This is a genomic window from Pseudolysinimonas kribbensis, assembly GCF_039531715.1.
Classification (GTDB): domain Bacteria; phylum Actinomycetota; class Actinomycetes; order Actinomycetales; family Microbacteriaceae; genus Pseudolysinimonas; species Pseudolysinimonas kribbensis.
In genome coordinates, this window is record NZ_BAAAQO010000003.1 from 582,392 (window position 1) to 608,141 (window position 25,750).

25 protein-coding genes, 1 tRNA gene and 1 pseudogene are annotated in these 25,750 nt (G+C 72.2%); 12 read left to right on the top strand and 15 right to left on the bottom strand.

What is annotated here, in order from left to right; all coding sequences use genetic code 11:
* The 4 genes and pseudogenes from ABD285_RS09445 to ABD285_RS09460 form a co-directional block, all read right to left on the bottom strand.
* Nucleotides 1–530: pseudogene (locus ABD285_RS09445) on the bottom strand (hypothetical protein); the annotation flags it as partial.
* A complete protein-coding gene (locus ABD285_RS09450; RefSeq protein ID WP_344202183.1) occupies nucleotides 527–1,717 on the bottom strand; it encodes a sensor histidine kinase in 1,191 nt (396 codons plus the stop codon). The pseudogene ABD285_RS09445 and the gene ABD285_RS09450, both read right to left, overlap by 4 nt.
* Before the next feature lie 57 nt (nucleotides 1,718–1,774).
* Nucleotides 1,775–2,983 (bottom strand): homoserine O-acetyltransferase MetX, encoded by a 1,209-nt coding sequence (gene metX / locus ABD285_RS09455; RefSeq protein ID WP_284252662.1) that lies wholly within the window; start codon nucleotides 2,981–2,983, stop codon nucleotides 1,775–1,777.
* Nucleotides 2,984–3,072: 89 nt separating this feature from the next.
* Complete coding sequence (locus tag ABD285_RS09460; protein WP_284252660.1) at nucleotides 3,073–4,392, bottom strand: bifunctional o-acetylhomoserine/o-acetylserine sulfhydrylase; 1,320 nt, start codon at nucleotides 4,390–4,392, stop codon at nucleotides 3,073–3,075.
* Between the two features lie 133 nt (nucleotides 4,393–4,525).
* On the opposite strand from ABD285_RS09460, the gene ABD285_RS09465 reads away from it, so the two are divergent.
* Nucleotides 4,526–5,092 carry a PadR family transcriptional regulator gene (locus ABD285_RS09465; RefSeq protein WP_284252658.1) on the top strand — a complete coding sequence of 189 codons (567 nt, stop codon included), beginning with the start codon at nucleotides 4,526–4,528 and terminating at the stop codon, nucleotides 5,090–5,092.
* Complete coding sequence (locus ABD285_RS09470; RefSeq protein WP_344202189.1) at nucleotides 5,089–6,639, top strand: MFS transporter; 1,551 nt, start codon at nucleotides 5,089–5,091, stop codon at nucleotides 6,637–6,639. The genes ABD285_RS09465 and ABD285_RS09470 overlap by 4 nt, the downstream gene beginning before the upstream one ends.
* A 4-nt stretch (nucleotides 6,640–6,643) precedes the next feature.
* Here the strand turns inward: ABD285_RS09470 and ABD285_RS09475 are convergent, their stop codons facing one another.
* Entirely contained in the window at nucleotides 6,644–7,768 is a 1,125-nt protein-coding gene (locus ABD285_RS09475; RefSeq protein WP_344202192.1) for an acyltransferase family protein, read from the bottom strand.
* Nucleotides 7,769–7,786: 18 nt separating this feature from the next.
* Between ABD285_RS09475 and ABD285_RS09480 the strand changes: the two genes are divergently transcribed.
* Nucleotides 7,787–8,569, top strand: coding sequence for an SDR family oxidoreductase (locus ABD285_RS09480; protein ID WP_344202195.1), 783 nt, complete (start codon nucleotides 7,787–7,789; stop codon nucleotides 8,567–8,569).
* A gap of 1 nt (nucleotide 8,570) precedes the next feature.
* The gene (locus ABD285_RS09485) at nucleotides 8,571–9,146 is read left to right on the top strand and encodes a DapH/DapD/GlmU-related protein (RefSeq protein ID WP_284252651.1); all 576 of its coding nucleotides are present in this window, start codon (nucleotides 8,571–8,573) and stop codon (nucleotides 9,144–9,146) included.
* A 133-nt stretch (nucleotides 9,147–9,279) separates the two neighbouring features.
* On the opposite strand, the gene ABD285_RS09490 is transcribed toward ABD285_RS09485, so the two are convergent.
* Nucleotides 9,280–10,773: an MFS transporter gene (locus ABD285_RS09490; protein ID WP_284252650.1), complete on the bottom strand. Its 1,494-nt coding sequence runs from the start codon at nucleotides 10,771–10,773 to the stop codon at nucleotides 9,280–9,282.
* Nucleotides 10,774–10,790: 17 nt separating this feature from the next.
* Between ABD285_RS09490 and ABD285_RS09495 the strand changes: the two genes are divergently transcribed.
* Genes ABD285_RS09495 through ABD285_RS09515 form a run of 5 tightly spaced genes read left to right on the top strand, consistent with a single transcriptional unit; the run spans nucleotide 10,791 to nucleotide 14,173 of the window.
* On the top strand, nucleotides 10,791–11,663 hold the full coding sequence (locus tag ABD285_RS09495; protein WP_344202200.1) for an alpha/beta fold hydrolase: 873 nt from the start codon (nucleotides 10,791–10,793) through the stop codon (nucleotides 11,661–11,663).
* Between the two features lie 4 nt (nucleotides 11,664–11,667).
* Nucleotides 11,668–12,399 carry a Type 1 glutamine amidotransferase-like domain-containing protein gene (locus ABD285_RS09500; protein WP_284252644.1) on the top strand — a complete coding sequence of 244 codons (732 nt, stop codon included), beginning with the start codon at nucleotides 11,668–11,670 and terminating at the stop codon, nucleotides 12,397–12,399.
* Nucleotides 12,400–12,401: 2 nt separating this feature from the next.
* On the top strand, nucleotides 12,402–13,079 hold the full coding sequence (locus tag ABD285_RS09505) for a uracil-DNA glycosylase (RefSeq protein WP_425564998.1): 678 nt from the start codon (nucleotides 12,402–12,404) through the stop codon (nucleotides 13,077–13,079).
* A gap of 10 nt (nucleotides 13,080–13,089) precedes the next feature.
* Complete coding sequence (locus ABD285_RS09510) at nucleotides 13,090–13,671, top strand: GNAT family N-acetyltransferase (RefSeq protein ID WP_284252642.1); 582 nt, start codon at nucleotides 13,090–13,092, stop codon at nucleotides 13,669–13,671.
* Between the two features lie 16 nt (nucleotides 13,672–13,687).
* On the top strand, nucleotides 13,688–14,173 hold the full coding sequence (locus tag ABD285_RS09515; RefSeq protein ID WP_344202204.1) for a VOC family protein: 486 nt from the start codon (nucleotides 13,688–13,690) through the stop codon (nucleotides 14,171–14,173).
* On the opposite strand, the gene ABD285_RS09520 is transcribed toward ABD285_RS09515, so the two are convergent.
* The 3 genes from ABD285_RS09520 to ABD285_RS09530 are packed head-to-tail and all read right to left on the bottom strand — an operon-like array spanning nucleotide 14,170 to nucleotide 16,165.
* The gene (locus ABD285_RS09520; RefSeq protein ID WP_284252638.1) at nucleotides 14,170–14,925 is read right to left on the bottom strand and encodes an ABC transporter permease; all 756 of its coding nucleotides are present in this window, start codon (nucleotides 14,923–14,925) and stop codon (nucleotides 14,170–14,172) included. The genes ABD285_RS09515 and ABD285_RS09520 overlap by 4 nt on opposite strands.
* A complete protein-coding gene (locus ABD285_RS09525; RefSeq protein ID WP_284252636.1) occupies nucleotides 14,922–15,809 on the bottom strand; it encodes an ABC transporter ATP-binding protein in 888 nt (295 codons plus the stop codon). Before ABD285_RS09525 ends, ABD285_RS09520 begins: the two co-directional genes overlap by 4 nt.
* On the bottom strand, nucleotides 15,806–16,165 hold the full coding sequence (locus ABD285_RS09530; protein ID WP_344202209.1) for a GntR family transcriptional regulator: 360 nt from the start codon (nucleotides 16,163–16,165) through the stop codon (nucleotides 15,806–15,808). Before ABD285_RS09530 ends, ABD285_RS09525 begins: the two co-directional genes overlap by 4 nt.
* 76 nt (nucleotides 16,166–16,241) lie before the next feature.
* Here ABD285_RS09530 and ABD285_RS09535 point away from each other — a divergent pair, with 76 nt between their 5' ends.
* Complete coding sequence (locus ABD285_RS09535) at nucleotides 16,242–17,678, top strand: amidase (protein ID WP_344202212.1); 1,437 nt, start codon at nucleotides 16,242–16,244, stop codon at nucleotides 17,676–17,678.
* Nucleotides 17,679–17,705: 27 nt separating this feature from the next.
* Nucleotides 17,706–18,059: an SIP domain-containing protein gene (locus ABD285_RS09540; RefSeq protein ID WP_284252634.1), complete on the top strand. Its 354-nt coding sequence runs from the start codon at nucleotides 17,706–17,708 to the stop codon at nucleotides 18,057–18,059.
* Nucleotides 18,060–18,097: 38 nt separating this feature from the next.
* Here the strand turns inward: ABD285_RS09540 and ABD285_RS09545 are convergent, their stop codons facing one another.
* The 3 genes from ABD285_RS09545 to ABD285_RS09555 all read right to left on the bottom strand — a co-directional run bounded on the left by ABD285_RS09545 (nucleotide 18,098) and on the right by ABD285_RS09555 (nucleotide 22,337).
* Nucleotides 18,098–19,531 carry a dihydrolipoyl dehydrogenase family protein gene (locus tag ABD285_RS09545; RefSeq protein ID WP_284252632.1) on the bottom strand — a complete coding sequence of 478 codons (1,434 nt, stop codon included), beginning with the start codon at nucleotides 19,529–19,531 and terminating at the stop codon, nucleotides 18,098–18,100.
* 53 nt (nucleotides 19,532–19,584) lie between these two features.
* On the bottom strand, nucleotides 19,585–20,391 hold the full coding sequence (locus tag ABD285_RS09550) for an arginase family protein (protein WP_284252630.1): 807 nt from the start codon (nucleotides 20,389–20,391) through the stop codon (nucleotides 19,585–19,587).
* Nucleotides 20,392–20,462: 71 nt separating this feature from the next.
* Nucleotides 20,463–22,337 carry a phosphoenolpyruvate carboxykinase (GTP) gene (locus tag ABD285_RS09555; RefSeq protein ID WP_344202217.1) on the bottom strand — a complete coding sequence of 625 codons (1,875 nt, stop codon included), beginning with the start codon at nucleotides 22,335–22,337 and terminating at the stop codon, nucleotides 20,463–20,465.
* A gap of 134 nt (nucleotides 22,338–22,471) precedes the next feature.
* On the opposite strand from ABD285_RS09555, the gene ABD285_RS09560 reads away from it, so the two are divergent.
* On the top strand, nucleotides 22,472–23,902 hold the full coding sequence (locus ABD285_RS09560) for a helix-turn-helix domain-containing protein (RefSeq protein WP_284252628.1): 1,431 nt from the start codon (nucleotides 22,472–22,474) through the stop codon (nucleotides 23,900–23,902).
* A gap of 9 nt (nucleotides 23,903–23,911) precedes the next feature.
* Here ABD285_RS09560 and ABD285_RS09565 read toward each other — a convergent pair whose 3' ends face one another.
* The 3 genes from ABD285_RS09565 to ABD285_RS09575 all read right to left on the bottom strand — a co-directional run bounded on the left by ABD285_RS09565 (nucleotide 23,912) and on the right by ABD285_RS09575 (nucleotide 25,715).
* Nucleotides 23,912–24,997, bottom strand: coding sequence for a glycerate kinase (locus ABD285_RS09565; protein WP_344202220.1), 1,086 nt, complete (start codon nucleotides 24,995–24,997; stop codon nucleotides 23,912–23,914).
* A 20-nt stretch (nucleotides 24,998–25,017) separates the two neighbouring features.
* A tRNA-Arg gene (locus ABD285_RS09570) sits at nucleotides 25,018–25,090 on the bottom strand.
* A 28-nt stretch (nucleotides 25,091–25,118) separates the two neighbouring features.
* Nucleotides 25,119–25,715: a trehalase domain-containing protein gene (locus tag ABD285_RS09575; protein ID WP_284252626.1), complete on the bottom strand. Its 597-nt coding sequence runs from the start codon at nucleotides 25,713–25,715 to the stop codon at nucleotides 25,119–25,121.
* Nucleotides 25,716–25,750 lie beyond the last annotated feature (35 nt).

The following is a 25,750-nucleotide window of genomic DNA, read 5'->3' on the forward strand; positions in this document are numbered from 1 at the left end:
GTCGGCGCGTCGAGGAACATGGCGATCGCGATGCCGACGCCGAGCACGCTCGTCGACACCACGAGCTCGGCCCGGCCGCGCTGCGCCACGAGCAGCAGCAGCGCCATGCCGGCGGCCAGCCCCGCCTGGGCGTTGCGGCCGATGTCGTGGAGATCCCAGACCGCCGTGATGTCGAGGGCGGTCGCCGCGGCGACGCCGAACAGGAAGACCGCGAACATCCAGTCGGGCAGTTGATCGCCGATCGCCCGCAGCGCCACGACCGCGAGCACGATGACGGCGATCAGCACGAGCCAGGCCGCGACCGCGAAGGCGGGCAACGGATAGCTGCCCCAGAGCGCCGCGAACCACCCGATCCCGTAGACGGCGCGCAGTCCGACGATGATGGCGGCCCCGAGCCCCAGGAAGGCCGTGCCGAGCGTTCCGCGGTGGGCGCTCGCCCGGCCGATCCGGCGCGCCGTGTTCGTCACCCGGCGGCGCGCATTGCCGACGATGGCGCCGAGGGTGTTCTCCTCGGGCTGCGAGAAGGTCACGAGGCGCTCACCTCCGTGCGCGGCACCTCGAGCACGACGGTCGTGCCCGATCCCGGAGCGGAGAACAGGCGCGCATTGCCGCCCACCTCCCGCAGGCGGCCGACCACCGATTCGGTGAAGCCGAGCTTGGCCTCATCGATGTCGGCGATGTCGAATCCGACGCCGGCGTCGGTGACGAGGGCGCGCACGATCGTGTCGTCGTCGGTGATCGTCACGTGGGCCTCGGTCACGCCCGAGTGCCGGCGCACGTTCTCGAGGCACTCGGCCAGCGCGAGGAGGAACGCGTCGAGCGTGTGGCTCGGCAGTAGGACCTGCCCGGTACCGTGCCAGCTGACCTGCAGTCCCATGCGCCCGAAGCGCTGCTTCACCGACTCGAGGGTGGTGCCGAGCACCGGCTCGTCGGCGACGGGCACGGGGGAGGTCGTCGTGCTGACCCGCTCGGGCACGTTCGAGTTGGCGCCGAGCCGCAGCTGCCGGAGCAGCTGGGCGTCCTCGCTCGCCTGCTGACGCAGGGCGTCGGGCGAGACCCCGACGCCGGAGTGGGCGAGCAGGGTCAGGGTCGCGAGCACGGTGTCGTGCAGCAGCCGGGCGCCCTGCCGGCGCTGCGCCTCGAGCTCGCTCGCCTGGCGCTCCGCGCGGTGGGCGCGGCCGATGCTCGCGATGCGCTTGCCGGCCTGCGGGACGGCGGCGAGGATCCACGCGCCGACGAGAGAGGCCAGCACCCAGCCGACGACCACGAGGGCCCCCGAGCGCAGGCCGGTGCCGAGCTCGGGCACGCCGAGCTCGACCGCGACGACGACGCCGAGGAACGCGACGATCAGCAGCAGGATCCGCCACCACGAGGTCAGCAGCACGAGCGCGATCGCCGGAAGGGCGGCGGCGCCCAGTTCGAGCAGGGCCGACTCGCCGGCGACCGACGGCGGCGCGCTCGGCAGGAGGGCGGCGACGACCAGGATGCCGATGCCGGCGGCAGCGGACAGGAGCGCCCACGGCACCGGCCGCATCCACCCCATGAGCATCTGGAACACCCCGAGCGCGAGGTACAGCGGCAGGCAGACGAACAGGGTGTCGCGGTCGATCGCTCCCGGCAGCACGATGCACACGAACGAGACGAAGGTGAAGCTGAGCGCCCAGACCCGGGCGGCGCGCTGCAGGAGACGATCCCGCTCTTTGCCGATGAGGTCCATGACAGACCGATTCTGGCGTACCCGGGCACCCGAACGGGGGCGGCTGCCCGCGCGTGTTCAGCTCTCGTCGAGCAGACGTCGCAGTTCGGCGCCGACGAGTTCGTCCTCGATGAGGAAGGCGTCGTGCCCGTACGGCGACGAGATGACGACCGGTGCATCACCGTCGATGTTGCCCGGAAGGTGCCGCGCGATGACCTGCTGACCCGGCACGGGGAACAGCCGATCGCTGTCGATGCCGAGCACGAGGGCCCGGGCCGTGGCGCGCGAGAGGGCGGCGGCGACGCCGCCGCGGTCGCGGCCGACGTCGTGGGAGTTCATCGCGTCGACGAGCGAGAGGTAGCTGTTGGCGTCGAAGCGCCGGGTGAACTTGTTGCCGTGGAATCCGAGGTAGCTCTCCACCGCGAAGACGCCGCCGCCGCCGAGCGGGCTGAGCCCCGACTGCCACGACCGCTCGAACCGGTCGTTGAGCTCGGTGGGGGAGCGGTAGTTCAACAGCGCCATCCGGCGGGCGAGGCCCAGTCCGCGGTGCGGTCCCGCGCCGTCCGGGGCGTCGTAGTAGGCGCCGCCGTCGAAGCCCGGATCCATGCGGATCGCCTCGCTCTGCACCGAGTTGAGCGCGATCTGGTCGGCGCTCGAGATGGGAGGAGCGGCGAGCACCGCGACCCGCTGGACCCGCTCCGGATGCCCGACCGCCCACTCGAGGGCCTGCATCCCGCCCATCGAGCCGCCGATCACGAGCGCCCAGCGCTCGATGCCGAGGACGTCGGCGAACATCCGCTGCGCCTGAACCTGATCCCGGATCGTCAGGTACGGGAACCGCGCGCCCCACTCCTCGCCGTCGGGAGCGATCGAGGCCGGACCGGTCGACCCCTGGCAGCCGCCGAGCATGTTGGGGGCGACGACGAACCAGTCGGCCGGGTCGAGCGGGCGACCCTCGCCCACGAGTCCCGACCACCAGCCGGCGGTGGGGTGGCCGGGGCCGGCCGGCCCCACGACGTGGCTGTCGCCGGTGAGGGCGTGCAGCACGAGCACCGCGTTGTCGCGGGCGGCGTTCAACTGCCCCCAGGTCTCGTAGGCGAGCTGCACGTACGGGACCGCGCCGCCGCGTTCCAGTGCGACCTCGCCGAGGTCGGCGAATCTCCGGTCGCCCACCGGGTCGCCGATCCGCCACGCGCCGGTCGCCGGCGGCAGCGCGGACAGCGCGCGCCGGTCGGCGTTGGTGACGAACGCCGACGGGACCGCGTCCTCCGGGGTCTGCCAGTCCACGTGCTCATTCTCCCGGCTGCGGCGCGGGTATTACGCACGAAGCGGGCCGAGCAGCGCCTACGGCTCCTCGACCCGCTCGCGGGAACGCGTTACGCCGTGGCGTTCGCGGCCGACGCGCTGCGTGCGGCAGCGAATCCCGCCTCGAGGTCCGCCTTCAGGTCGTCGATGTTCTCGAGCCCGACCGAGAGGCGCACGAGGCCGGGGGTGACGCCGGTCGTGAGCTGCTGCTCGGGGGTGAGCTGCGAGTGCGTCGTCGACGCCGGGTGGATGATCAGCGAGCGCACGTCGCCGATGTTGGCCAGGTGGCTGAACAGCGTGACGTTCTCGACGAGGGCGCGGCCGGCATCCACCCCGCCCTTGAGCTCGAAGGAGAGCACCGCGCCGACGCCCTTCGGGGCGTACTTGTTGGCGCTCGCGTACCACGGGCTCGACGGCAGCCCCGAGTAGTTGACCGAGGCCACGTCGGGGTGGTTCTCGAGCCACTCCGCGATCGCCTGGGTGTTCTGCACGTGGCGCTCGATGCGCAGCGACAGCGTCTCGATGCCCTGGATGAGCGAGAACGCGCTGTCGGCCGAGAGCGCCGCACCGGTGTCGCGCAGCAGCTGCACGCGGGCCTTGATCACGTAGGCGATGCCATTGCCGAGCACCGTCGTGTACGACGCGCCGTGGTACGACGGGTCGGGCTCGGTGAGACCGGGGAACTTGTCGACATGCTCCGACCACGGGAACTTGCCGCCGTCGACGATCGCGCCGGCGATGACCGTGCCGTGACCGCTCAGGAACTTGGTCGCCGAGTGCACCACGATGTCGGCGCCGAACTCGAACGGGCGGATCAGGTACGGCGTCGCGATGGTGTTGTCGACGATGAGGGGCAGGTCGGCCGCGTGGGCGACCTCCGCGACCTTCTCGATGTCGAGGATGTTGATCTTCGGGTTGCCGATGGTCTCGGCGAACAGCAGCTTGGTGTTGGGCCGGATCGCGGCCCGCCACTCCTCTGCGTCGTCCTGGTCCTCGACGAAGGTGACCTCGATGCCGAGCTTGTGCAGCGTGTACTTGAACAGGTTGTACGTGCCGCCGTAGATCGAGCTCGACGAGACGATGTGGTCGCCGGACTGGGCGATGTTGAGCACCGCGTAGGTGATCGCCGACGAGCCGGATGCCGTGGTGAGCGCCGCGGTGCCGCCCTCGAGCGCGGCGATGCGCTGCTCGGCGACGTCGTTGGTCGGGTTCATGATGCGCGAGTAGATGTTGCCGAACTCGGCGAGCGCGAACAGGTTCTTGGCGTGCTCGGCGCTGTTGAAGACGTACGCGGTGGTCTTGTAGATGGGCGTCGCGCGCGCGTTGGTCACGGGGTCCGGTGCAGCACCGGAGTGAATCTGCTTGGTCTCGAACTTCCAGTCGTCGGCCATGATGTCCTCTCCTCGGGTCTCGGGTGCCAATGTAAACAGCCCGGTCGGGACGGGCAATCGAGCCCGACACACGACGTCACAGACCCGGTCTCCGCGCTTGACAGCACGCGACTACTTTCGCGAGAGTAGTCGCGTGTCATCCATCCGCCTCTTCATCCTCGGCGCGCTCTCCGAGCGCGGCGAGATGCATGGACACCAGCTGCGTCTCCTCGCCGAGGAGGAGCACATCGACATGTGGACCGACATCTCCGTCGGCGGTCTCTACGGCGCGCTGAAGCGGCTCGCCGCGGAGGGGCTCATCGAGGCGGTGCGGACGGAGCGGGAGGGCGCATACCCGGAGCGGCAGGTCTGGCGGATCACCGAGCAGGGGCGCATCTCGCTCGGCGCGCAGCTGATCGGCACGCTGCGCGAGATCGTCTTCCGCCCGGATCCGTTCGACCTGGCCTTCACGCGCGTGACCGGCGACAAGCTCGGCAACCTGCGCTCGCTGCTCGACGCCCGCCTCGCCAAGCTCGTCGCTCTCGAGGCCGACGAGCGGGCCCACCTCGACACGATCTCGCAGTACCTCAACCTCGCGGAGCAGTACGCGATGCGGCACCGCCGGGCCCGCATCGTCGCCGACATCGAGTGGCTGCGCGACACCATCGACCACCTGCCCGAGATCATCCAGGACCGCTCGTCCCGAGAGGAACACCCGTGACCCAGACCGCCCCTCCCCAGGCACCCGCCGTCAGCCGGCGCACCTGGCTCGCCTTCGCCGTGGTGCTGCTCGGCACCTCGATGGCCCTGCTCGACACCACCATCGTCAATGTCGCGCTGCCGGTCATCCGCACCAGCATCCACGCCGACGAGGCCACCCTCTCGTGGATCGTGTCGGGCTACGCGCTCGCCTACGGCCTCGCCCTCATCCCGGCCGGCCGCATCGGCGACCGCTTCGGGCACAAGGGCGTGTTCATCGTCGGCATCGCCCTGTTCACGATCGCCAGCTTCGGCGCCGGCGTCTCGCAGACCTCCGGCGAGCTCATCACGGCCCGCGTGGTGCAGGGCCTGGCCGGCGGCATCTTCTTCCCGCCGGTCACGGCGCTCATCCAGCTCATGTTCCCCGGCCGCGTCCGCGGGCGTGCCTTCGCCATCATGGGAGCCGTCATCGGGGTGTCCAGTGCGCTCGGCCCGATCGTCGGAGGCCTGCTGATCCAGTGGCTCGGCGACGAGACCGGATGGCGCTCGATCTTCTTCGTCAACCTGCCCTTCGGCGTCATCGCGCTGGTCGCGGCGCTCTTCCTGCTGCCATCCGGCGCCGAGGGCCGGGAGGCCCGCGGCATCGACCTCGTCGGCTTCGTGCTCGTGGCCGGCGCGCTCACGGCACTCCTCGTGCCGCTCATCCAGGGGCAGGATCAGGGCTGGCCGCTCTGGACGTGGCTCTCGCTCGCCGGCGGCGTCGTGCTCCTCGTGCTGTTCGCGCTCTGGGAGGTCGGCGTCGCGCGTCGCAAGCGCACGACACCGCTCGTGCCGCCGCACCTGTTCTCGCATCCGGCGTTCTCGGGGGGCGTCCTCCTCGCCCTGGTCTACTTCGCCGCGTTCACGAGCATCTTCTTCACGATCTCGCTGTTCTGGCAGGCGGGTCTCGGCCACACCGCGCTCGAGTCGGGGTTCGTCTCGATCCCGTTCGCGATCGGCAGCATCGTCGGCGCCGCGCAGTCGAACCGTCTGGCCGCCCGGCTCGGCCGCACCGTGCTGATCATCGGGACGGCGCTCGTCAGTCTCGGCCTCATCGCGACCTGGCTCGTCGTGTGGCGGGTGCCCGCAGCGGACATCACCAACTGGGACCTGCTCGCACCGTTGCTGGTCGCGGGCTTCGGCTCCGGCCTGTTCATCGCCCCGAACGCGCAGTTCATCGTCGCGACCGTGGATCGCCCGGAGGCCGGGGCGGCATCCGGGGTCATCGGCACCGCCCAGCGGATCGGGGCCGCGATCGGCATCGCGATCATCGGATCGGTGCTGTTCGGCAACATCCCGGGCAAGAAGGCGCTCGGCCCGACCGCCGACCAGGTGCAGGCCGCGGTGCACAAGTACGGCCCCGGCACCGACGCGTTCAAGGCCGCGCTCAAGGCGATCGCCGAGCACAACGTCGCCCACGCGTTCGGCACGGGCGCGGCGTGGGCCCTGTTCACGAGCGCCGTGTTCGCGGTCGTGGCCTTCGCCCTGGTGTTCGTGCTGCCCAGGCGGGTCTCGCGCGGGTACGAGTAGGCGGCTAGCGGGGGCGGCGGGACCCCATCGGATCGACCCGGGAGGGTCCCGCCGGCTCGTCGAGCTTGATGAACAGCCAGTGCGGCTTGGGCTCGACGAGCGGGCGGAAGACCCGGCGGATCAGGGGGCTCGACAACGCGATCGCGAGGGCGATCGAGGCGAAGACCATCGTGAGCAACCAGGTCGCCGACGCGTGGTCGTCCTTGAGCACTCCCGACTCGCGGATCGGGTAGAGCACGAACGAGTGCAGCAGGTAGACGTACATCGTCGCCTGGCCGAACGAGGTCCAGAACGTCTGGCGCCGCGGGATCAGAGCGAAGAACGCGGCGCACAGGATCGTGGTGAGCGCGAGCAGCCCGAGCCGCACGAAGCCGGCCCACCACTGCTGCGCGTCGAGCCCCTGGTAGGAGTCGTCGTAGAAGAACCAGTGCACGCTGAGGTTGCGGAACGGCACGAGGTTGACGATCACGGCCGCCGCCCAGGTCGCGAAGACGGCCAGCGCGGCGAGCCGGATCGGCCAGACGCCCACCCGCAGCCGCATCCACCAGTCCGCGACCTTCCACTGCCGCAGCTGCCAGCCGAGCACGAAGAAGGGCAGGATGCCGACCGTCCGCGCGAGCGAGAACGTCGAGTCGACGCCGGGGGAGTAGCCCACCGCGACCGAGAGGATCACCGCCCACGCGAGCGGGAAGCGCAGCAGCACGAGATAGGGCATCAGGATCCGGAACACCGCGAGCGAGAGCAGGAACCACAGCGTCCAGTGCGGCTGCGCGAGATCGACGTTCGTGTTGCCCTCGACGATCCACTGCACGGCGCTCCAGATCGACTGGAAGATCACGTAGGGCACGACGATGTCGCTCAGGATCTTGAGGATCTGGCGTGAGGAGGGCGGCGATGCCTTCGAGAAGTAGCCGCTGATGATCGCGAACGCCGGCATGTGGAACGCGTACACGAACAGGTACAGCGCGAGTGCCGCATCGGAGTCGGAGGTCTGGCGCTGGATGGCGTGCCCCATGACGACGAGCGCGACCGTGACGAAGCGCGCGTTGTCCCAGAACGGCACGCGCACCTTGGCGCGGGGCGTGCTGCGGGCAGCCGGACGCTCGATGGCCGGGGCCGCGTCGGTCATCCCCCTAACGTAGAGGCCATGCCTCGATCGGTCGTCGTCACGGGAGCCAGCTCGGGAATCGGGGAGGCTACGTCCAGACTTCTCGCCGCCCACGGGTGGGAGGTGATCGGCGTCGCGCGTCGCGCCGACCGGCTCGCCGCTCTGGCCGACGAGATCGGCCTGCGTCCGGTGGTCGCCGACGTGACCGATCCGGCGGGGGTGGATGCCGTGCGCGCCGCCGTCGGCGGACGGCTCGACGCGCTCGTCAACAACGCCGGGGGCGCGCTCGGCCTCGACTCGGTCGAGAACGCGGACGTCGACGACTGGCGGGCGATGTACGAGTCCAACGTGCTCGGAACCCAGCGGATGATCGCGGCGCTGCTGCCGGCGCTCCGCGCGGCCGCGCGCGAACCGGGCGAGGACGGGCGTCCCGGCCACGCCGACATCCTGGCCGTCACCTCGATCGCGGGCACGATCGGGTACGAGGGCGGCGCCGGCTACAACGCGGCGAAGTTCGCGCAGCACGCGCTCATGCGGGTGCTGCGGCTCGAGCTGGCGGGGGAGCCGATCCGGGTCGTCGAGGTGGCGCCCGGCATGGTCAAGACCGACTTCTCGCTCGTGCGGTTCAAGGGCGACCGCCGCCGTGCCGACGGCGTGTACGACGGGGTCGATAACCCGCTCGTCGCCGCCGACATCGCGGAGGTGATCGTGCACGCGCTCGAGCTGCCGGCCCACGTCAACCTCGACGAGATCATCGTGAAGCCGGTGGCGCAGGCGGCGCCGTACAAGGTCATCAAGGCGCCGCTCGTGCCGAAGGGCTGAGATGGCGCTGGGGCGGATCCTCCGCATCCACGACGAGTCGGGGCCCGACGATCCACGGCCGCTGAGCGACGAGTTCCTCGCGATGAGCCGGCGGGTGCTCGAGGTCACGGCCCTGACGTCGCGGCTGAACGTGCTGCCGTTCGACGACGAGGCCGGCAAGGGCGAGCTGCTCGAGCAGATCCTCGGGCGCCCGTTGCCGCCGCGGGTCACGATCTATCCGCCGTTCTTCACCGATCACGGCCTGCGGCTCGAACTCGCGGAGCGCGTGTTCGTCAACCAGGGCTGCACGTTCCTGGACTACGCCGGCATCCGGCTCGGTGCGGGCACGATGGTCGGGCCGAAGGCGACGTTCATCACGGTCAGCCACCCGGTCGACCCGGGGGATCGGCGGGACTGGCTGACCGGCGCCCCGATCGAGGTCGAGGAGAACGTCTGGATCGGCGCGGGCGCCACGATCCTTCCCGGCGTGCGCATCGGCCGGGATGCCGTGGTCGCGGCCGGCGCGGTCGTCGCCTCCGACGTGCCGCCGCGTTCGCTCGTCGCCGGCCCGAAGGCGAGCGTGCACCGCACCTGGTGAGCGACGCGCATCGAGCGCCGACGTTCGCATCACGCCGGCACGGTGTTCGGCGCCCGCATGATGCGGACGTGGGCGCTCGCGGCCTGGCGGGCCGGGTCGGTCGCGCGCGGCCGAGTGCGTCGCGCGGGCCGGGTCAGTCGCGCGGGGCCGCCACCGCCTCGGCGGCGACCTCCGGGGCCGAGACGCCCTCGGGGTCCGCGAACGCGAGGCGCGGCACCACGAACAGCAGCGCCGCGGCGACCAGCGCGCCGACCCCGCAGATCGTCCACACCGCCATGTAGCTGCCGAGCCCCGTTCCGCTCGACACGTCGCCCGACAACCCGGCGTGCAGGATGACCCCGAACACCGCGGAGGCGAACGCGCCGCCGACCGTCTTCGTCGTGTTGGTGAGGCCGGTGGCGATGCCGGACTGCCCACGCGGGGCGGCGGCCGCGGCGGCGGCCGGCAGCGAGGCGACGAGCGCCCCCGACCCGATGCCGGCGACCACCATGTTCGTGATCACCTGCCACAGCTCGTCGTGCATCGGCAGGAACAGCAGGTACCCGATCGCGACCAGGAACGCCGCGACGATGAGCGCGGCGCGCGGGCTCACGATCCGGGAGAACACGGGGAAGAGCACGGCGCCGACGATGAGCGAGACGAGATAGACGCCGATGAGGTACGACACGACATCCGGATCGTGGCCGAGGCCGTAGCCGACCTTCGCGGGCGAAGCCGCGGCGAACGCCGACAGCGGGATCTGCGCGCCCAGCACGCTGATCCCGAACAGCCCCGCGGTCAGCTGCACCGGCCACATATTCGGCTGCTTGAGCACGCGCAGGTCGATCGCGGGGTCCCGGTGCCGCAGCTCCCACCGCCCGAACGGCAGGAACAGCGCCAGCCCGACGGCGATCGGCACCCACACCGTCCAGCTCGCCGGCCCGTTGAGCCGCAGGAACGTGAGCCCGCCCGTGATGAACAGCAGCGCGAGGGTCAGGATGACGAACCCGCCCACGTCGAGCGTGCGGCCCGGCACGGGCTCCGACTCGGGAACGCCGAACAGGATCGCGACGAAGACGAGCGTCACGCACGCCGCCGGCACGATGAGCGTCAGCGGCACGGAGTGCCCGGTCGCCGCGAACACCTTGCTCGAGGCGAGCGCGCCGATGATCGCCCCGGCCTCGAGTGCGACGACGAGGAAGCCCGCCGCGCGACGGGTCTGCGACGGGCCCGTGCCGGTGCGCCGCCCGCGGTCGAAGATGAGGGCGACCTCGAGCGGCAGCCAGACGACGTAGAAGCCCTGCACCGCGAACGCGATGAGGAAGATCGCGAACGAGCCTCCGTTCGCCACGAGCGCCCAGCTGGCGAGCGCCGTGACCGCCGTCGAGACCAGCAGGATCTTCTTGTGGCCGACCATGTCGCCGAGCTTGGCGAGCACGGGCACGACGAGGGCGGAGACCAGCAGCTGCGCCGCCTCGGTCCAGTTGTAGTCGGCGGTCGTCACGTGCAGCGAGCCGGCGATCTGCGTCACGAGCGGCACGTAGTAGCCCTGCAGGATGCCACTGGTCAGCTCGACGAGGAAGAGGAACCCGACGAGCCGGAAGGTGATCGCGCCGACCGTGCTGCGCTGCGCGGGGGTGCCGGACATGAGGGGAGACTAGACCCATGGCTCCCGACGACGAGGTCGACTCCGCCCGGCCGCTGCGGCGCGTCGCCGTCCCTGACGCACGCACGGTGCTGGTCGACGACACCGGGCCGGTCGCGACCGGCTCGGGGGGCGGCGACCCGGTTCTGGTCTGGCACCACGAGTCGCCGCACACCGGCGCGCTCTACGAGCCGCTCCTGACGATCGCGCGCGACCGCGGGCTCCGGATGATCGCCCTCACCCGCCCCGGATACGGCGGCGCCGATCCGCTGCCCGGCCGCCGGGTCGTCGACGCCGCGCGCGACGCGATCGCGGTGGCCGACGCGCTCGGCATCGACCGGATGCTGCAGCTCGGCGGCTCGGGCGGCGGTCCGCACGCGCTCGCCGTCGCCGCGCTCGCGCCCGAGCGGGTCGCGGGGGTGGCGGTGGTCGCGTGCGTCGCCCCCTTCGAGGACACGCCCGCCTGGTGGGACGGCATGGCCGACGATTCAGGCCTGCGCGCCGCGGTCCGCGGCCGCGCGGCCCGCCTCGCGCACGCCGAGACCGAGCAGTTCGATCCCGGCAGCTTCGTCGACACCGACTGGGCCGCCCTCGCGGGGGAGTGGGCGGGGCTCGGCGAGGACTTGGGCGAGCGGGCGCCGGCGTTCGGACCGGTCGGCCAGGTCGACGACGACGTCGCGTTCGTGCGGCCGTGGGGCATCGAGCTCGAGGCGGTCGTCGCGCCCGTCGTGCTCGTCCAGGGCCGGCGCGACCGCGTCATCCCGCCCGCGCACGCGGAGCTGCTGGCACGCCGCCTGCCGCACGCCGAGGTGCGCTGGATCGACGACGCCGGTCACATCGCCGCGCTCGCCGGGCTCGCGTCGGCCCTCGACCTCCTGCTCGCGAGAGGATGACCGGGTGAGCATCCACCTGGTCGGCGGCGGTTGGCGCGCGGAGACGTTCGGCGACGTGCTCGCCGAGTTCGTGGCGGAGGCGGCGGCGCGCGCCGCCGGGTCGGGCCGGATGGTCCCGCGGCTCGGGCTGCTGATCGTGAACCCCGCCGAGCTCGACCCGGAGGAGGAGGACGCCGCGGTCGGGTTCGCCGCCGTGTTCGAGCGGGTCGCCTCCGCGCAGCCGATCGTGTCGATCGTGACGGAGGGCGAGACGTTCGCCAGCTCGGTGCTCTCCGACATCGACGGGCTGGTGGTGGGCGGCGGACTGACCCCTGCGTACCTCGCGGCGGTGCAGCCGCTCATCGACGAGATCCGGCTGCTGGTGGCGGACGGGCTGCCCTACCTCGGCTACTCGGCCGGCGCCATGATCGCGGCCGACCGGGCCATCGTGGGCGGCTGGCGCCTCGACGGCGTGCCGGTCTGCCCGGCCGAGACCGCGGAGGACCTCGACGAGGTCACCGTCGCCGAGGGCATCGGGCTCGTGGACCTCGCGGTCGACGTGCACGCCGCGCAGTGGGGCACGCTCTCCCGGCTGGTCGCGGCCACGGAGGCGGGGCTCGTCGAGGGCGGCGTCGCGATCGACGAGGGCACCGTGCTGGTGGTCAACGACGACGGCCTGCGGATCGCGGGGTCGGGCAACGTCTGGCGCGTGCTGGACGACGCGCCGGGGATCGTCGTCGGCACCCTGGAGGCCTGAGCGTGGCACGACCGCTCGCCGAGCTCGTCGACCCCGGATGGGCGCGCGCCCTCGAGCCGGTCGCGGGCGACATCGCGCGCATGGGCGACTTCCTGCGGGCGGAGACCGCGGCGGGCCGCCGGTACCTGCCGGAGGGGTCGCGGGTGCTGCGTGCGTTCGAGCAGCCGTTCGACGACGTGCGCGTGCTCATCGTCGGGCAGGATCCGTATCCGACGGTCGGGCACCCGATCGGGCTCAGCTTCGCGGTCGAGCCGCACGTGCGACCGGTGCCGCGGAGCCTGCAGAACATCTACCGCGAGCTGCGTGACGATCTCGGCATCCCGACCCCCGAGCACGGCGACCTGAGCGCGTGGTCGCGGCAGGGAGTGCTGCTGCTGAACCGCTCGCTCACCGTGCAGGCGGGGGCGAGCGGCTCGCATCGCGGCAAGGGCTGGGAGGCCGTGACCGAGCACGCCATCCGCGCCCTCGTCGCGCGCGGCACCCCGCTCGTGGCGATCCTGTGGGGCCGGGATGCCGGCACCCTGCGCCCGCTGCTCGGCGACACCCCGGTGATCGCCTCCGCGCACCCGAGCCCGCTCTCCGCGTCGAACGGCTTCTTCGGCTCGAGGCCGTTCAGTCGCGCCAACGCGCTGTTCGTGCAGGGGGGTGCCGCACCTGTGGACTGGGGGCTGGGCCCGTAGGCTCGAACCCATGCTGGAGGAGGAGTACAACCCGCGCCGCGAGCTGCCGCGCCACCTCCGCCCGGCCCCGGAGCCGGAGCCGGAGTTCTCGTTCGAGATCCGCGAGGCGACCGCCGCCGACGTGCCCGACATGCGCGAGATCTACAACCACTACGTCGCCAACTCGACGGTCACGTTCGACGAGGACGCCCTGACCCTGAAGGAGTTCCGCGACAAGTTCCGGCACGGCCAGCAGGGCGGGTATCCGTGGATCGTCGCGGTGTCGCCGAGCGGTCAGGTGCTCGGGTACGCGTACGTCTCGCCGTGGAAGGCGAAGGCGGCCTACCGCTACACGGTGGAGGACTCGATCTACCTGCGCGCCGCCGCCACCGGCAAGGGTCTCGGCACGGCGCTGTTCGCCGAGCTGCTGACGCGCTCGAAGACGGCCGGCATGAAGGAGGTCATCGCGGTCATCGCCGACCGCGGCGCCGAGGCGTCGATCGCGATGCACAAGCGCTTCGGATTCACGGAGGTCGGCCACATGGGCAGGGTCGGCTTCAAGTTCGACCGCTGGCTCGGCACCTACATGCTGCAGAAGAGCCTCAAGCGATAGACGCGAGGAGAGCGCCATGACCACCCGACAGCTGCGGCTCGTGCTGGAGGTCGACGACGTCGATGCCGCCGTCGCCTTCTACCGGCAGGCGCTGGGCCTGCCCGAAGCGGACGCCTACGAGGCCGAGGGCGGGGCGCGCGTCGCGATCCTGCCGATCGAGACGGCGACTCTCGAGCTCGCCAACCCTGCCCAGATCGAGTTCATCGACCGGGTCGAGGTCGGCCGGCCGGTGGCCCATCCGTTCCCGGGCAGAGTGCGGATCGCCTTCGAGGTGACGGATGCCGTGGCCGCGGCGATCGACCTCGAGGCCGCGGGTGCGACGCCGGTCGCCCCGCCCACCCGCACCCCGTGGAACTCCCTCAACGCGCGGGCCGAGGCGCCCGACGGGATGCAGGTGACCGTCTTCCAGGAGCTGGACGACACCGTGGGTCGTCACCACGAACGCGCGGGAGCCGGCACCGAACCCGGTGCCGGCTCGGGTCCGGACGGCGCGGCGGCCTAGTTCTTCGGTGTGGCGCCGCGCAGGATCAGGAACCCCGCGATCCAGAACACGGCACTCGGCACGAGGCTCCACAGCGCGAGCCCGAACGGCGCGTTGGCCCCGAGCCAGGCGCCGAATTGCGCACCGGCGTCCAGGAGCGCGATGACGAGTCCGATGAGCACGACGATCGTCAGCAGGATGCCGCCGAAGATCAGCAGCCCGTTGCGTCCCCACCGCACGAACACGGCCCCGAATGCCGACCCCGTGAAGGTGAAGAAGAGGAACAGGCAGAGGATCACGGGGATCCGCACCGCCCAGCCGGAGCCGAAGTAGACGGGGGTGAAAATGTGCCCGCCGAGCCCCCATCCGTTCGTGGCGTTCTCGAGCAGGCCGAGGATCGTGATGGCCGCCGTGAAGATCACCGACATCAGCAGGAAGACCAGGGTCGAGCCGAGATAGAAGTCGCGGCGGGTGGCGCCGAAGCCGAGCGCGAGCCGGAACGTGTTGTTCATCGCCTGGATCGCGACGACGGCCATGTAGAAGAAGATCCACGCGCTGGCGCCGGAGTAGCTGAATCCGTCGGCGGCATCCGGATCGCCGGGCGCCGCGACCACGATGATCCCCCAGACCGCGATGTTGAGCAGGAAGATTGTCGCCAGCACGATGAACGGCGTCACGGCGATCGTCATCGGGTTGGTGAAGTACAGGCGGGCGACGCTCCGGATGCGGCTCGCTCCGCGGCGGCGGACGGGGGCGAGGGCGACGGCGGTCATGCGAACTCCTTCTCGGACGAGCGGGTGAGGTGGACGACGAGCTGCTGCAGCGAGACCGGCGCGAGCTCGATGCCGGACGCGGTCGCCTCTCGGCGCTCCGGGGCCGTCAGGCCGGTCACGGTCACCGAGGTGAGGCCGCCGATCCCGTCGCGGTGCAGCACGTCGCGCGCCCCGACGAAGGCGTCGACCGTCGCGCGCGCTCCGACGAGGGTGGTCGCGCTCTCGCGGAGCTCGTCCGCGCCCTCGTCGAGGATGATGCGCCCCCGGTCGATCACGAGGACGTGCTCGAGCAGGTCGGCGACCTCGTCGATCAGGTGCGTCGAGAGCACGACCGTGCGGGGATGCTCGGCGTAGTCGGCGAGCAGCCGGTCGTAGAAGGTCTGCCGAGCGACGGCATCGAGACCGAGGTACGGCTCGTCGAAGAAGGTCAGCGGGGCACGGCTCGCGAGGCCGACGATCACGCCGACGGCGCTCAGTTGCCCGCGCGAGACCTTCTTGATGCGCCGGTTCAGCGGCAGCTGGAAGTCGTCGACGAGCTGCTCGGCGAAGTCGGCATCCCAGTTCTCGAAGAACCACGGGGCGCTTCGCAGCACGTGCTTGACGCGGAAGTCGTCGGGGTAGCGCTGGCTCTCCTTGATGAAGCACAGCTGCTGCAGCACGTGCGCGTTCTCGGCCGGCGCGTGACCGAAGACCTCGAGCGCGCCGGCGCTCGGGAAGTCCTGCCCCGTCAGCAGGTGCATGAGCGTGGTCTTGCCCGCCCCGTTGCGTCCGAGCAGGCCGTAGATGCGGTCGGCCTGCAGTTCGAAGCTCGCGTCGTCCACGGCGAGCACGTCGCCGAATCGGCGGGTCAGCCCGGCTGCCTGGACGATGGTGTCGTCGGTCACTTGTCTCCTCGGATCATGTCGGCGATCTGGGTCGGGCTGATGCCGAGCTTGTCGGCTTCCGCCAGCAGGGGGAGCACGTACTGCTCCCGGAAGTCCTCGCGGCGCGTGGCCATGATGCGGGCGCGGGCGCCCTCGGCGACGAACATGCCGATCCCTCTCTTCTTGTAGAGGATCCCGCGGTCGACGAGCAGGTTCACGCCCTTCGCGGCGGTCGCCGGGTTGATGCGGTGGAAGGCGGCGAACTCGTTCGTCGAGGGGACCTGGGTCTCTTCCGGGTGCGCGCCCGAGAGGATGTCGTTCTCGATCTGCTCTGCGATCTGCAGGAAGATGGCGCGCGCCTCGGTTATGGGGTTCATTACTTGACTAATGAACCATGGCACGTCGGGGATGTCAACCCGGCGGCGGCGCGGGCGGGGTTCGTAGGCTGAACCCGTGGCATCCGAGCTGCATCACCTCACCGCCCTCGAGCAGCTGGACCGGCTCCGGCGCGGCGAACTGACACCGCTCGAGCTGACCGAGCACTATCTCGAGCGGATCGAGCGGCTGGATGCCGACCTCGGCGCGTTCGTGACGGTCACGGCCGACCGCGCCCGCGATCGTGCGCGCGAGGTCGCCGGCCTCCCGACGGCGCTGCCGCTGTGGGGCCTCCCGCTCGGCGACAAGGACCTCTGGCGCCGCGCCGGCGTGCCCGCCCGGTTCGGATCGCGCCTCCTGCGCGACAACGTGCCCGACGAGTCGGACGAGCTGGTCCGGGTGCTCGACGACGCGGGCGCGGTGAGCCTCGGCAAGACCAACACCCCCGAGTTCGGACTCCCGAGCTACACCGAGCCGCTCGCGAACCGTCCGGCCCGCGTCCCGTACGACACCACGCTCGGCGCCGGCGGCTCGAGCGGGGGAGCGGCCGTGGCGGTGGCGGCGGGCCTCCTTCCGGTCGCGCCCGGGTCCGACGGCGGCGGATCCATCCGCATCCCGGCCGCCTCGAACGGACTCGTCGGACTCAAGCCCTCGCGCGGCCGGATCCCTGCCGGCGCCGGCTTCGACAGCCTCGGCGGATTCGTCGTGCCCGGCCCGATCGCGCGCACGGTCTCCGACGCGGCCCTGCTGCTGGACGCCATGGTCGACGGCGGCCCGTACGCCTGGGCGACCGAGGCGCCCGCGTGGGACGGCGGCGCCTACCTCAACGCGGCGGTCCGCGGCGAGGGCCGCTACCAGCTCGCGGTGACGATCGACTCGCCGTGGTCGCTCGCCTACGACATCGCGCTCGACGACGCCCCGCGCTCCGCGCTGGACCTGGCGCTGCGCGAGCTGGATGCCCTCGGCCACGGCGTCGAGGAGCTGCGCCTCGCGCCGGAGGAGGGCTACGCGCCCGCCTTCACGACCCTCTGGCAGGGCGGCGCCGGCGCGATCCCGGTGCCCGACGAGGCGCTCGACGCGGTCGAACCGTTGACCGCCTGGCTCATCCGCCGCGGACGCGCTGTGACGGGCGCCGAGCTCGCGGGCGCGCTGCGCTGGGTCGCGCAGTACGAGCGGCGGCTCATCACACAGCTCTCGGCGTACGACGCCGTGCTCACGCCCGCGCTCGCGATGACCCCGCGGCCGCTCGGCTGGTACGACGTCGAGGACGCCGAGGAGAACTTCGCGCAGCAGTGCCGGTTCACCCCGTACACCTCGTTCGTGAACGCCACCGGGCTGCCGGCGATCGTGCTGCCGGTCTCGCAGACCGAGGACGGCATCCCGCTCGGCGTGCAGCTCATCGGCCGGCCGGGGGGCGAGCACGTGCTGCTCGCGATCGGCGCGCAGCTGGAGCGGCGCCTGCACTGGGACCGTCGGCATCCACCGCAGTGGGACGCGGTTCCCAGCAAGGCATAGGTAAGGCTTGCCTATACTGGCAGCACGATGCTCCTCACCGACGTGCTCCCGGCTTCCATCTCGTGGAACCCCGTCGTCGGCGACCTCGTGCTGCTCGGCGTGACGACCGACGACCTCCCGATCGCGGAGACCGTGCTCGCGACCCTCCCCGCCAAGGCCCGCGGGCAGGTGTTCGTCGAGGCGCAGAGCGCCGACGACATCCGCCCCGTCCGCGCGCCCGGGCGGGTCTGCGTCACCTGGCTGCTGCGCGAGCGCGGCCAGTCGCTGACGCGCGCCGTCGAGGTCTGGCTCGAGGAGATGCTGCCGATCGAGGCCGACCGCGAGCACCGCGTCTACGCGTGGACCTCCGGCGACGCGAACGCGCGCACGCTCGTCAGCTGAACCCGCCCGGCCTCCGTCGGCCTCGGCGTCCGTCGGCCTCAGCGCCCGTAGGTCTCCAGGAACCGCAGCCACACCTCGTTGAGCGTCGGGTACGCCGGAACGGCGTGCCAGAGCCGATCGAGCGGCACCTGGCCGACCACCGCGATCGTCGCGGCCTGCAGCATCTCCGAGACGTCCGGGCCGGCGAAGGTCACACCGAGCAGCACCTTGCGGTCCTCGTCGACGATCGCCCGCGCCTTCCCCTCGTAATGGTCGGCGTGCACGGAGGCCCCCGCGAGCCACGACAGGTCGTAGTCGACGACGCGCGTGCGGTATCCGGCCTTCTCGGCCGCCGCAGCGGTCAGCCCCACCGACGCCACCTCGGGGTCGGTGAAGGTGACCTGCGGCACGGCCTCGTGGTCGGCCGTCGCCACGTGCCGCCCCCACGGGGCGTCGTCGACCGGCTCGCCCTTCGCACGCGCGACGATGACGTCGCCGCACGCCCGGGCCTGGTACTTGCCCTGGTGGGTGAGCAGCGCGCGGTGGTTCGCGTCGCCCGTGGAGTACAGCCAGTCGAACCCGTCCGCGCCGGCCGACACCACGCGCAGGGTGTCGTCGACCTGCATCCAGTCGCCGGGAGTGAGTCCGATCGCCTCGAGGCCCAGGTCGGTCGTGCGCGGCGTGCGGCCGATCGCCACGAGCACCTCCTCGGCGGTCAGCGAGCCGCCGTCCGTCAGCGAGAGGGTGACCCCGTCGTCATCGCGGCGGGCGGATGCCGCCTCCGCGCCCATCCGGATGCTCACGCCCGCCTTCTCGAGCGACGCGCGCACGAGCTCGCCGGCGAACGGCTCCTGGCCGGTCAGCAGCGCCTGCCCGCGGACGACGAGGGTGACCGCCGTGCCGAACGATGCGTACGCGGTCGCCATCTCGCAGGCGACGACGCCGCCGCCGAGGATCGCGAGCGTCGCCGGCGCCCGCGTCGCGCTCGTCGCGTCACGGCTGGTCCACGGCCGCACATCGGCGAGGCCGGGCACGTCCGGCAGCAGCGGATCGCTGCCGGTGCTGACGACGACGGCGTGGCGCGCCGTCAGCTCGGTGACCGTGCCGTCGGCGGCCTCCACCCGCAGCGCCTTCGGGCCGGTGAACCGGGCGTGACCGCGCACGAGCCCGATGTGCGCACCCTCGACCCACTCGACCTGGGAGCTGTCGTCCCAGTCGTGGATGATCTCGGAGCGCCGGGCGAACGCCTCCGAGGGGTCGACGCCGCCGGTCACCGACTGCGCGGCTCCGCGCACGTCGCGCGCCGCCCGCAGCGCGGCGCCCGCGCGCAGCAGCGCCTTCGACGGCATGCACGCCCAGTAGGAGCACTCGCCCCCGACGAGCTCGGACTCCACGATGACGGCCGACAGGCCGCCCTGCACGGCACGGTCGGCGACGTTCTCGCCCACCGCGCCGCCGCCGATGACGATGACGTCGTACTCCGCTTCAGCCATACGCACAGCCTGCCCGGTCCGGCGGGGTGCGTGCAGCCCCGAGGAGGAAGACGTCAGCTCGCGGCGCGCGAGCCGAGGGCGCCGATGATCCGCAGGATGGTGGGGCCGTCGTCCGCGAGGTCGTCCGGCCCGGCCGGCGCGTAGGCGGCGATCGTCGCGCCCGCGAGCGGGAAACGCTGCACGAGCGCCCGGATCGCCGCGACCAGCCGCGTCGCCGGCACCCCGAACGGCTCGGGATCCAGCAGGCCGCGCAGCTCGCCCGGGTCGAGCACGTCGAGGTCGATGTGCAGGTACACCGCATCCGCGCCGGTCGCCTCGACCGCCGCGACGAGCGGCTCGGCGTCCACGGCGTCGGCCGCGATCGTCGCGATCGAGGATGCCCGCGCGAAGCTCTCCTCCTCGGGATCCCAGGAACGCGCTCCCGCCAGCACGACCCGCGTCGGCGCCACGATCCCGTGATCGACGACCGAGCGCAGCACCATGCCCGCATACGCGCCCGACGGGGAGCTCGCGCCGGTGTTAAGGTCCGGGTGGGCGTCGAACCAGACGACGGCGACCTCCGGATGCCGCCCGGCCGCATGCCGCACCGCCGCGTCCGAGACGGCGCAGTCGCCGCCGATCACGACGGACGGCCCCGGCAGCTCCTCGAGCGCGTCGGCGAGCCGTTCGCGCACGAGCTGCAGCGAGCTGAACCGCGCGATCCCGGTGTTCTGCTCGTCGCCCGCCTCCAGCGGCACGGCGATCTCCCGCGTCGCCTGCGGTGGCAGGTCGCCGCGGATCGCGGCGGCCCCCTCGGCGAGGCGCATCGCCCGCGAGGAGGGCGATCCCTGCCACTGCGGCACGACCACGAAGCTCAGCATCCAACCATCACAGCAGAAATCCGCGCGGGCCGAGCGGGTCGCGCGGTCGCCGCCGCCGCGCCGACCGGTGGCTAGGCCGCGCGCAGGCGGGCGCGCAGCTCCTCGAGCTGGGCGAGCACGGCATCCGGAACCCGGTCGCCGAAGCTCGTCAGGAACTCCTCCGCGTCGTCCGCCTCGCGCAGCCAGGCCTCGGGCTCGATCGCGAACAGCCGCGCGAGGTCGGCGTCGTCGACACCGGAGCCCTCGAGGTCGAGCGCGCCGGGCGCCGGGATCCAGCCGAGCGGGCTCGCGGTCGCCTCCGCCGTGCCGTCGACGCGCTCGAGGATCCACGCCAGCACGCGGGCGTTGTCGCCGAACCCCGGCCAGAGGAAGCGGCCGTCGGCGTCGCGCCGGAACCAGTTGACCTGGAAGACGCGCGGCACCCCGCCGGAGGAGCGGAGCCGGCGGCCCATCTCGAGCCAGTGACTCCAGTAGTCGGCCATGTTGTAGCCGCAGAAGGGCAGCATCGCGAACGGGTCGCGACGCAGCTGCCCGACGGTGCCCTCGGCGGCCGCCGTGCGCTCGGACGAGACCGTGGCGCCCATGAAGACGCCGTGCTCCCAGTCCCGTGCCTCCGCCACCAGAGGCACGTTGGTCGCGCGGCGACCGCCGAAGATGATCGCGTCGATGACGACGCCCCGCGGGTCGTCCCAGTCGTCCGAGATGCTCGGTGACTGGGCGGCGCTCACGGTGAAGCGGGAGTTGGGGTGCGCGGCGGGGCGACCGGATGCCGGTGTCCAGTCCTCGCCCCTCCAGTCGGTCAGGTGCTCGGGCGTGTAATCGGTCAGCCCCTCCCACCAGACGTCGCCGTCGTCGCGCACCGCGACGTTGGTGAAGATCGTGTTGCCCCAGAGGGTCTCGATCGCGGTCTTGTTGGTGCTCACGCCCGTGCCGGGAGCGACGCCGAAGAAGCCGGCCTCCGGGTTGATCGCGCGCAGCCGCCCGTCGTCGCCGATGGCGAGCCAGGCGATGTCGTCGCCGATCGTCTCGATGCTCCAGCCCGGGATCGTCGGCTGCAGCATCGCGAAGTTCGTCTTGCCGCAGGCGCTCGGGAACGCGGCCGCGACGTGGAAGATCCGGCCCCGGGGGTCCGTCGCCTTGATGATCAGCATGTGCTCGGCGAGCCAGCCCTCGTCCCGCGCCATGACGCTCGCGATCCGCAGGGCGAACGCCTTCTTGGCCAGCAGGGCGTTGCCGCCGTACGCCGATCCGTACGACCAGATCTCGCGTGTCTCGGGGAAGTGCGAGATGTACTTCACGTCGTTGCACGGCCACGCCACGTCGTCCTGCCCCGGCTCGAGCGGGGATCCGACCGAGTGCACCGCGGGCACCCACTCGGTGCCGCGGCCGATCTGCGCGAGGGCGGCGGAGCCCATCCGGGTCATGATCCCGGTCGAGACGACGACGTAGGGGGAGTCGGTGACCTGCACGCCGATCCGGGCGAGCGGGCTTCCCAGCGGGCCCAGTGAGTACGCCATGACGTACATGGTGCGGCCGCGCATGCAGCCCGCGAACAGCGGCTCGAGCGTCGCCCGCATCTCGTCGGGCGCCATCCAGTTGTTGGTGGGACCGGCGTCCGCCTCGTCGGCGGAGCAGATGAAGGTGCGGGACTCGACCCGCGCGACGTCATCGGGGTGGCTGCGGGCGACGAAGCTGTACGGGCGGTGCTCGGGGTTGACCTGGATGAGCGTGCCGCGCTCCACCATGCCCCGGATGAGCGCGTCCTGCTCCGCACGGGAGCCGTCGACCCAGACGACGTCGTCGGGGGTGGTGAGGGCGGCGATGCGGGAGACCCAGGCGACCACGCCGGGGTCGGCGCCGGCCGGTGCGGGCACGGGCGGGATGACGGGGATCGGCCCGGAGAGCGGGGATGCGGTGATCCCGCGCTCGTCGTCCACGAGGGTCATGTGCTGACTCCTTCCGGCGACGGTGGCGGATCGCCCTGCAAGATCGGTGATGCATTCCACGATCGCGCAGCAGAACCGCCGATGTGCCGCTCTCGTGGATGAAAGAATCCACGATCTTTCCGTATGATGCGCCTATGAGCGATCTTGCGACCCTCGGCCAGCGCATCCGGCACTTCCGCGGTGCCTCCGGCCTGACCCTCGATCAGCTCGGCGGCCGGGTGGGCGTCGCCGCGAGTCAGCTCTCGCTCGTGGAGAACGGCCGCCGGGAGCCGCGGCTCTCGCTGCTCGGTTCGATCGCCGAGGCGCTGGACGTGCCGGTCGCCGCCCTGCTCGATCCCGCCCCGCCCACCGAGCGCGCCGCGCTCGAGATCGAGCTCGAGAGCGCCCAGGCCAGCCCCGTGTACGCCGGGCTGGGGCTGCCGACGCTGCGCGCCGGGCGGAGCATGAGCGACGACACCCTGCGCGCGATCGTCGGCCTGCATCGCGAGCTCGCCCGCCGCTCGCGCGAGGCGATCGCGACCCCCGAGGAGGCGCGGAGGGCCAACACCGACCTGCGGGCGTGGATGAGGACGCGCGACAACCATCTGCCCGAGATCGAGGCGATCGCCGAGGAGCAGCTTTCCGCCGTCGGCCATACCACCGGCGCCCTGCAGCACCGGGAGGTGCGCGAGATGGCGGAACGTCTCGGATTCGAGCTCGTGCACGTGGGCGACCTGCCGCACTCGGCCCGATCGGTCACCGACATCGAGAACGGGCGCATCTACCTGCCGCCGGCATCCGTGCCGGGCGGGCACGGGCTCCGGTCGATGGCGTTGCAGGCGATCGCGCACCGCCTGCTCGAACACCAGGCGCCCACCAGTTACGCGCAGTTCCTGCGGCAGCGGCTCGAGATCAACTACTTCGCCGCCGCCTGCCTGATGCCGCTGCAGCAGTCCGTCGACTTCCTGCGGCAGGCCAAGGCCGACCGCAACATCGCGATCGAGGACTTCCGTGACGCCTTCGGCACGACGCACGAGTCGGCGGCGCTTCGGTTCACGAACATCGCGACGCCGCACCTCGGCATGACCTGGCACTTCCTCCGGGTCGGCGGCGACGGCGCGGTCTCCAAGGCGTACGAGAACGACGGGCTGCGGCTGCCGGTCGACGTCACCGGGTCGACGGAGGGCGAGCTCGTGTGCCGGCGGTGGGCGGCCCGCCGGGCGTTCGACCGCACGAACCGCACGACCGAGTACTACCAGTACTCCGACACGCCCGAGGGGAGCTTCTTCGAGTCCACCCAGATCGGCACGAGCGCGACCGAGGAGTTCTCGATCACGCTGGGGGTGCCGTTCGCGGAGTCGAAGTGGTTCCGCGGGCGCGAGACGACGACGCGCGAGCAGTCACGCTGCCCGGACGCCTCCTGCTGCCGTCGGCCGCCGCAGGAGCTGGCCGAGCACTGGTCGGGCAAGGCGTGGACGAGCGCCAAGGTGCACGCGCACATCTTCTCGCCGCTGCCGTCCGGAACGTTCCCGGGGGTCGACGACCGCGAGCTCTACGAGTTCCTCGAGTCGCATTCGGCGAGCTGAGCGGGTCGCTCAGCCGAGGGCGCGCGCCGCTGCGGCGCCCGCCTCCGCGAGCCAGCGCGCGGGGTCGCGCAGCGCCTCGTCGGGCGAGCCGGCCAGGTCGACCAGGGCGACGCTCCAGCAGCCGGGATCGGCATCCACCCGCCCGGAGATCACGCCGGCCCGGGCGGTGGTGCCGGCCACGAGCTCGAGCGCGTTGCCGACGGCCTTGCCGGTGCGAGAGGTCGCGTCGAAGCGCCCCTCGCCGGTGAGCAGCACATCGGCCCCGGCGGCCGCGGCCGTCAGCCCCGTGAGCTCGGCGATCGCCGACGAGCCGGGTTCGAGCACGGCGCCCCAGGCAGCGGCGAACCCGTAGCCCGTGCCGCCCGCGGCACCGGCGCCGGCCCGTTCCGGGTCGCCCCCGAGCAGCCCCGCGAAGCGCGCGAGCGCGGCGTCCAGCGCCGCCACGTCGTCGGGGCCCGCTCCCTTCTGCGGGCCGAACACCGCGGCGGCGCCGCGGGGACCGAAAAGCGGGGCGGTCACGTCGCTGAGCAGGCGCACGCCGCCGGGGGGCGCCGGGCGCAGGCCGCTCCGGTCGATGCGGGCCAGCTGCGCGAGGGCGCCGCCGCCGTCCGGGATCGCGACCCCCGCCTCGTCGAGCAGGCCCAGCCCCAGCGCGGCGAGGGCGCCCGCGCCGCCGTCGGTCGACGCCGACCCGCCGAGCCCGATGACGAGCCGGGCGGGCGCCTCGTCGAGGGCGCGGCCGATGACCTCGCCGAGGCCGCGGGTCGTCGCGCCGAGCGGGTCGAGGGCGGCCATGAGCGGCAGTCCGGACGGCTGCGCGAGCTCGATCACCGCGGTGCCGTCGGGAAGGAGAAGCCAATGCCCCTCCACGGGGCGGCCGTCGGGGCCGGTGACCGGCCCGGCATCCCGCACCCTCGCCAGCGGCACCGCGGAGGCGACCGCGTCGAGCGTGCCCTCGCCGCCGTCGGCCTGGGGCAGCAGCACGAGCTCGTCGTCGGGACGCACCGAGCGCCATCCGGCCGCGATCGCGTCGGCGACCGGCGCCGCGTCGAGCGAGCCCTTGAAGGAGTCGGGCGCGATGACGATGCGCCCCACGTACGACTCCTTCATTCCGGTGCGTCTGAGAGGATTCGAACCTCCGACACCTGCCTCCGGAGGGCAGTGCTCTATCCACTGAGCTACAGACGCGAGAGGGCCAGCCTACCGCGCCGCGCCCTCACCGGAGCGCAGCGAGCACCGATGCCACGAGATCGGCGGGATCGCCGGGCTCGGCGAACTGCTGCGAGGTCAGCACGATCCAGGAGCTCTTCACGAACACGATCGCGGTGCCGGTGCCGTCGCCTTCCGAGAAGTAGCCCTCGTCGGCACCGTCGTAGGTCGGCACGAGCGTGCTCTTGTCGACCGCCTGGTTCTTGAGCGACTCGATCGTCGCCGCGTCGAGGTCCGCCACCGAGAGGTCGATCACGTCGTTGCTCGTCTCGTTCTGCCAGCGGCACGCGACGCCCTTGTACGCGGTCGCCTGTGCCGCCGCGGTCCCGGCCGACGGCTTCCACGAGGAGAGCGGCACGAAGTTCGGGTTGAAGGCGTAGATCGTGTCGGCCGAGATCAGCTGCGCGCAGCTCTTGCCGACCGGCGTGGCCACGACGCTCGTGGTCGGCGTCGGCACGGGGCTCGTGCTGGGCTCGTGTGCCGTCGGCGCGGGTGCGGTGCGGGTCGGCGAGTGGGTCGGCGCGGGCGCCGGGGTGCACCCCGCGAGCACGAGCAGGGCCGTCGCGGCGACGAGCGGGAGCAGGCGGGTGCGGGCGGAGGGCATGCCTCCGATTGTGACCGACGCTCCCCGGTCGGTCG

Bases quoted from the DNA above. Each gene is read 5' to 3' on its own strand.
- ABD285_RS09450 (WP_344202183.1), bottom strand. From the start codon at position 1,717: ATGGACCTCATCGGCAAAGAGCGGGATCGTCTCCTGCAGCGCGCCGCC.
- ABD285_RS09460 (WP_284252660.1), bottom strand. From the start codon at position 4,392: ATGGCCGACGACTGGAAGTTCGAGACCAAGCAGATTCACTCCGGTGCT.
- ABD285_RS09475 (WP_344202192.1), bottom strand. From the start codon at position 7,768: ATGACCGACGCGGCCCCGGCCATCGAGCGTCCGGCTGCCCGCAGCACG.
- ABD285_RS09480 (WP_344202195.1), top strand. From the start codon at position 7,787: ATGCCTCGATCGGTCGTCGTCACGGGAGCCAGCTCGGGAATCGGGGAG.
- ABD285_RS09485 (WP_284252651.1), top strand. From the start codon at position 8,571: ATGGCGCTGGGGCGGATCCTCCGCATCCACGACGAGTCGGGGCCCGAC.
- ABD285_RS09490 (WP_284252650.1), bottom strand. From the start codon at position 10,773: ATGTCCGGCACCCCCGCGCAGCGCAGCACGGTCGGCGCGATCACCTTC.
- ABD285_RS09495 (WP_344202200.1), top strand. From the start codon at position 10,791: ATGGCTCCCGACGACGAGGTCGACTCCGCCCGGCCGCTGCGGCGCGTC.
- ABD285_RS09510 (WP_284252642.1), top strand. From the start codon at position 13,090: ATGCTGGAGGAGGAGTACAACCCGCGCCGCGAGCTGCCGCGCCACCTC.
- ABD285_RS09515 (WP_344202204.1), top strand. From the start codon at position 13,688: ATGACCACCCGACAGCTGCGGCTCGTGCTGGAGGTCGACGACGTCGAT.
- ABD285_RS09520 (WP_284252638.1), bottom strand. From the start codon at position 14,925: ATGACCGCCGTCGCCCTCGCCCCCGTCCGCCGCCGCGGAGCGAGCCGC.
- ABD285_RS09530 (WP_344202209.1), bottom strand. From the start codon at position 16,165: ATGAACCCCATAACCGAGGCGCGCGCCATCTTCCTGCAGATCGCAGAG.
- ABD285_RS09540 (WP_284252634.1), top strand. From the start codon at position 17,706: ATGCTCCTCACCGACGTGCTCCCGGCTTCCATCTCGTGGAACCCCGTC.
- ABD285_RS09545 (WP_284252632.1), bottom strand. From the start codon at position 19,531: ATGGCTGAAGCGGAGTACGACGTCATCGTCATCGGCGGCGGCGCGGTG.
- ABD285_RS09550 (WP_284252630.1), bottom strand. From the start codon at position 20,391: ATGCTGAGCTTCGTGGTCGTGCCGCAGTGGCAGGGATCGCCCTCCTCG.
- ABD285_RS09555 (WP_344202217.1), bottom strand. From the start codon at position 22,337: ATGACCCTCGTGGACGACGAGCGCGGGATCACCGCATCCCCGCTCTCC.
- ABD285_RS09560 (WP_284252628.1), top strand. From the start codon at position 22,472: ATGAGCGATCTTGCGACCCTCGGCCAGCGCATCCGGCACTTCCGCGGT.
- ABD285_RS09575 (WP_284252626.1), bottom strand. From the start codon at position 25,715: ATGCCCTCCGCCCGCACCCGCCTGCTCCCGCTCGTCGCCGCGACGGCC.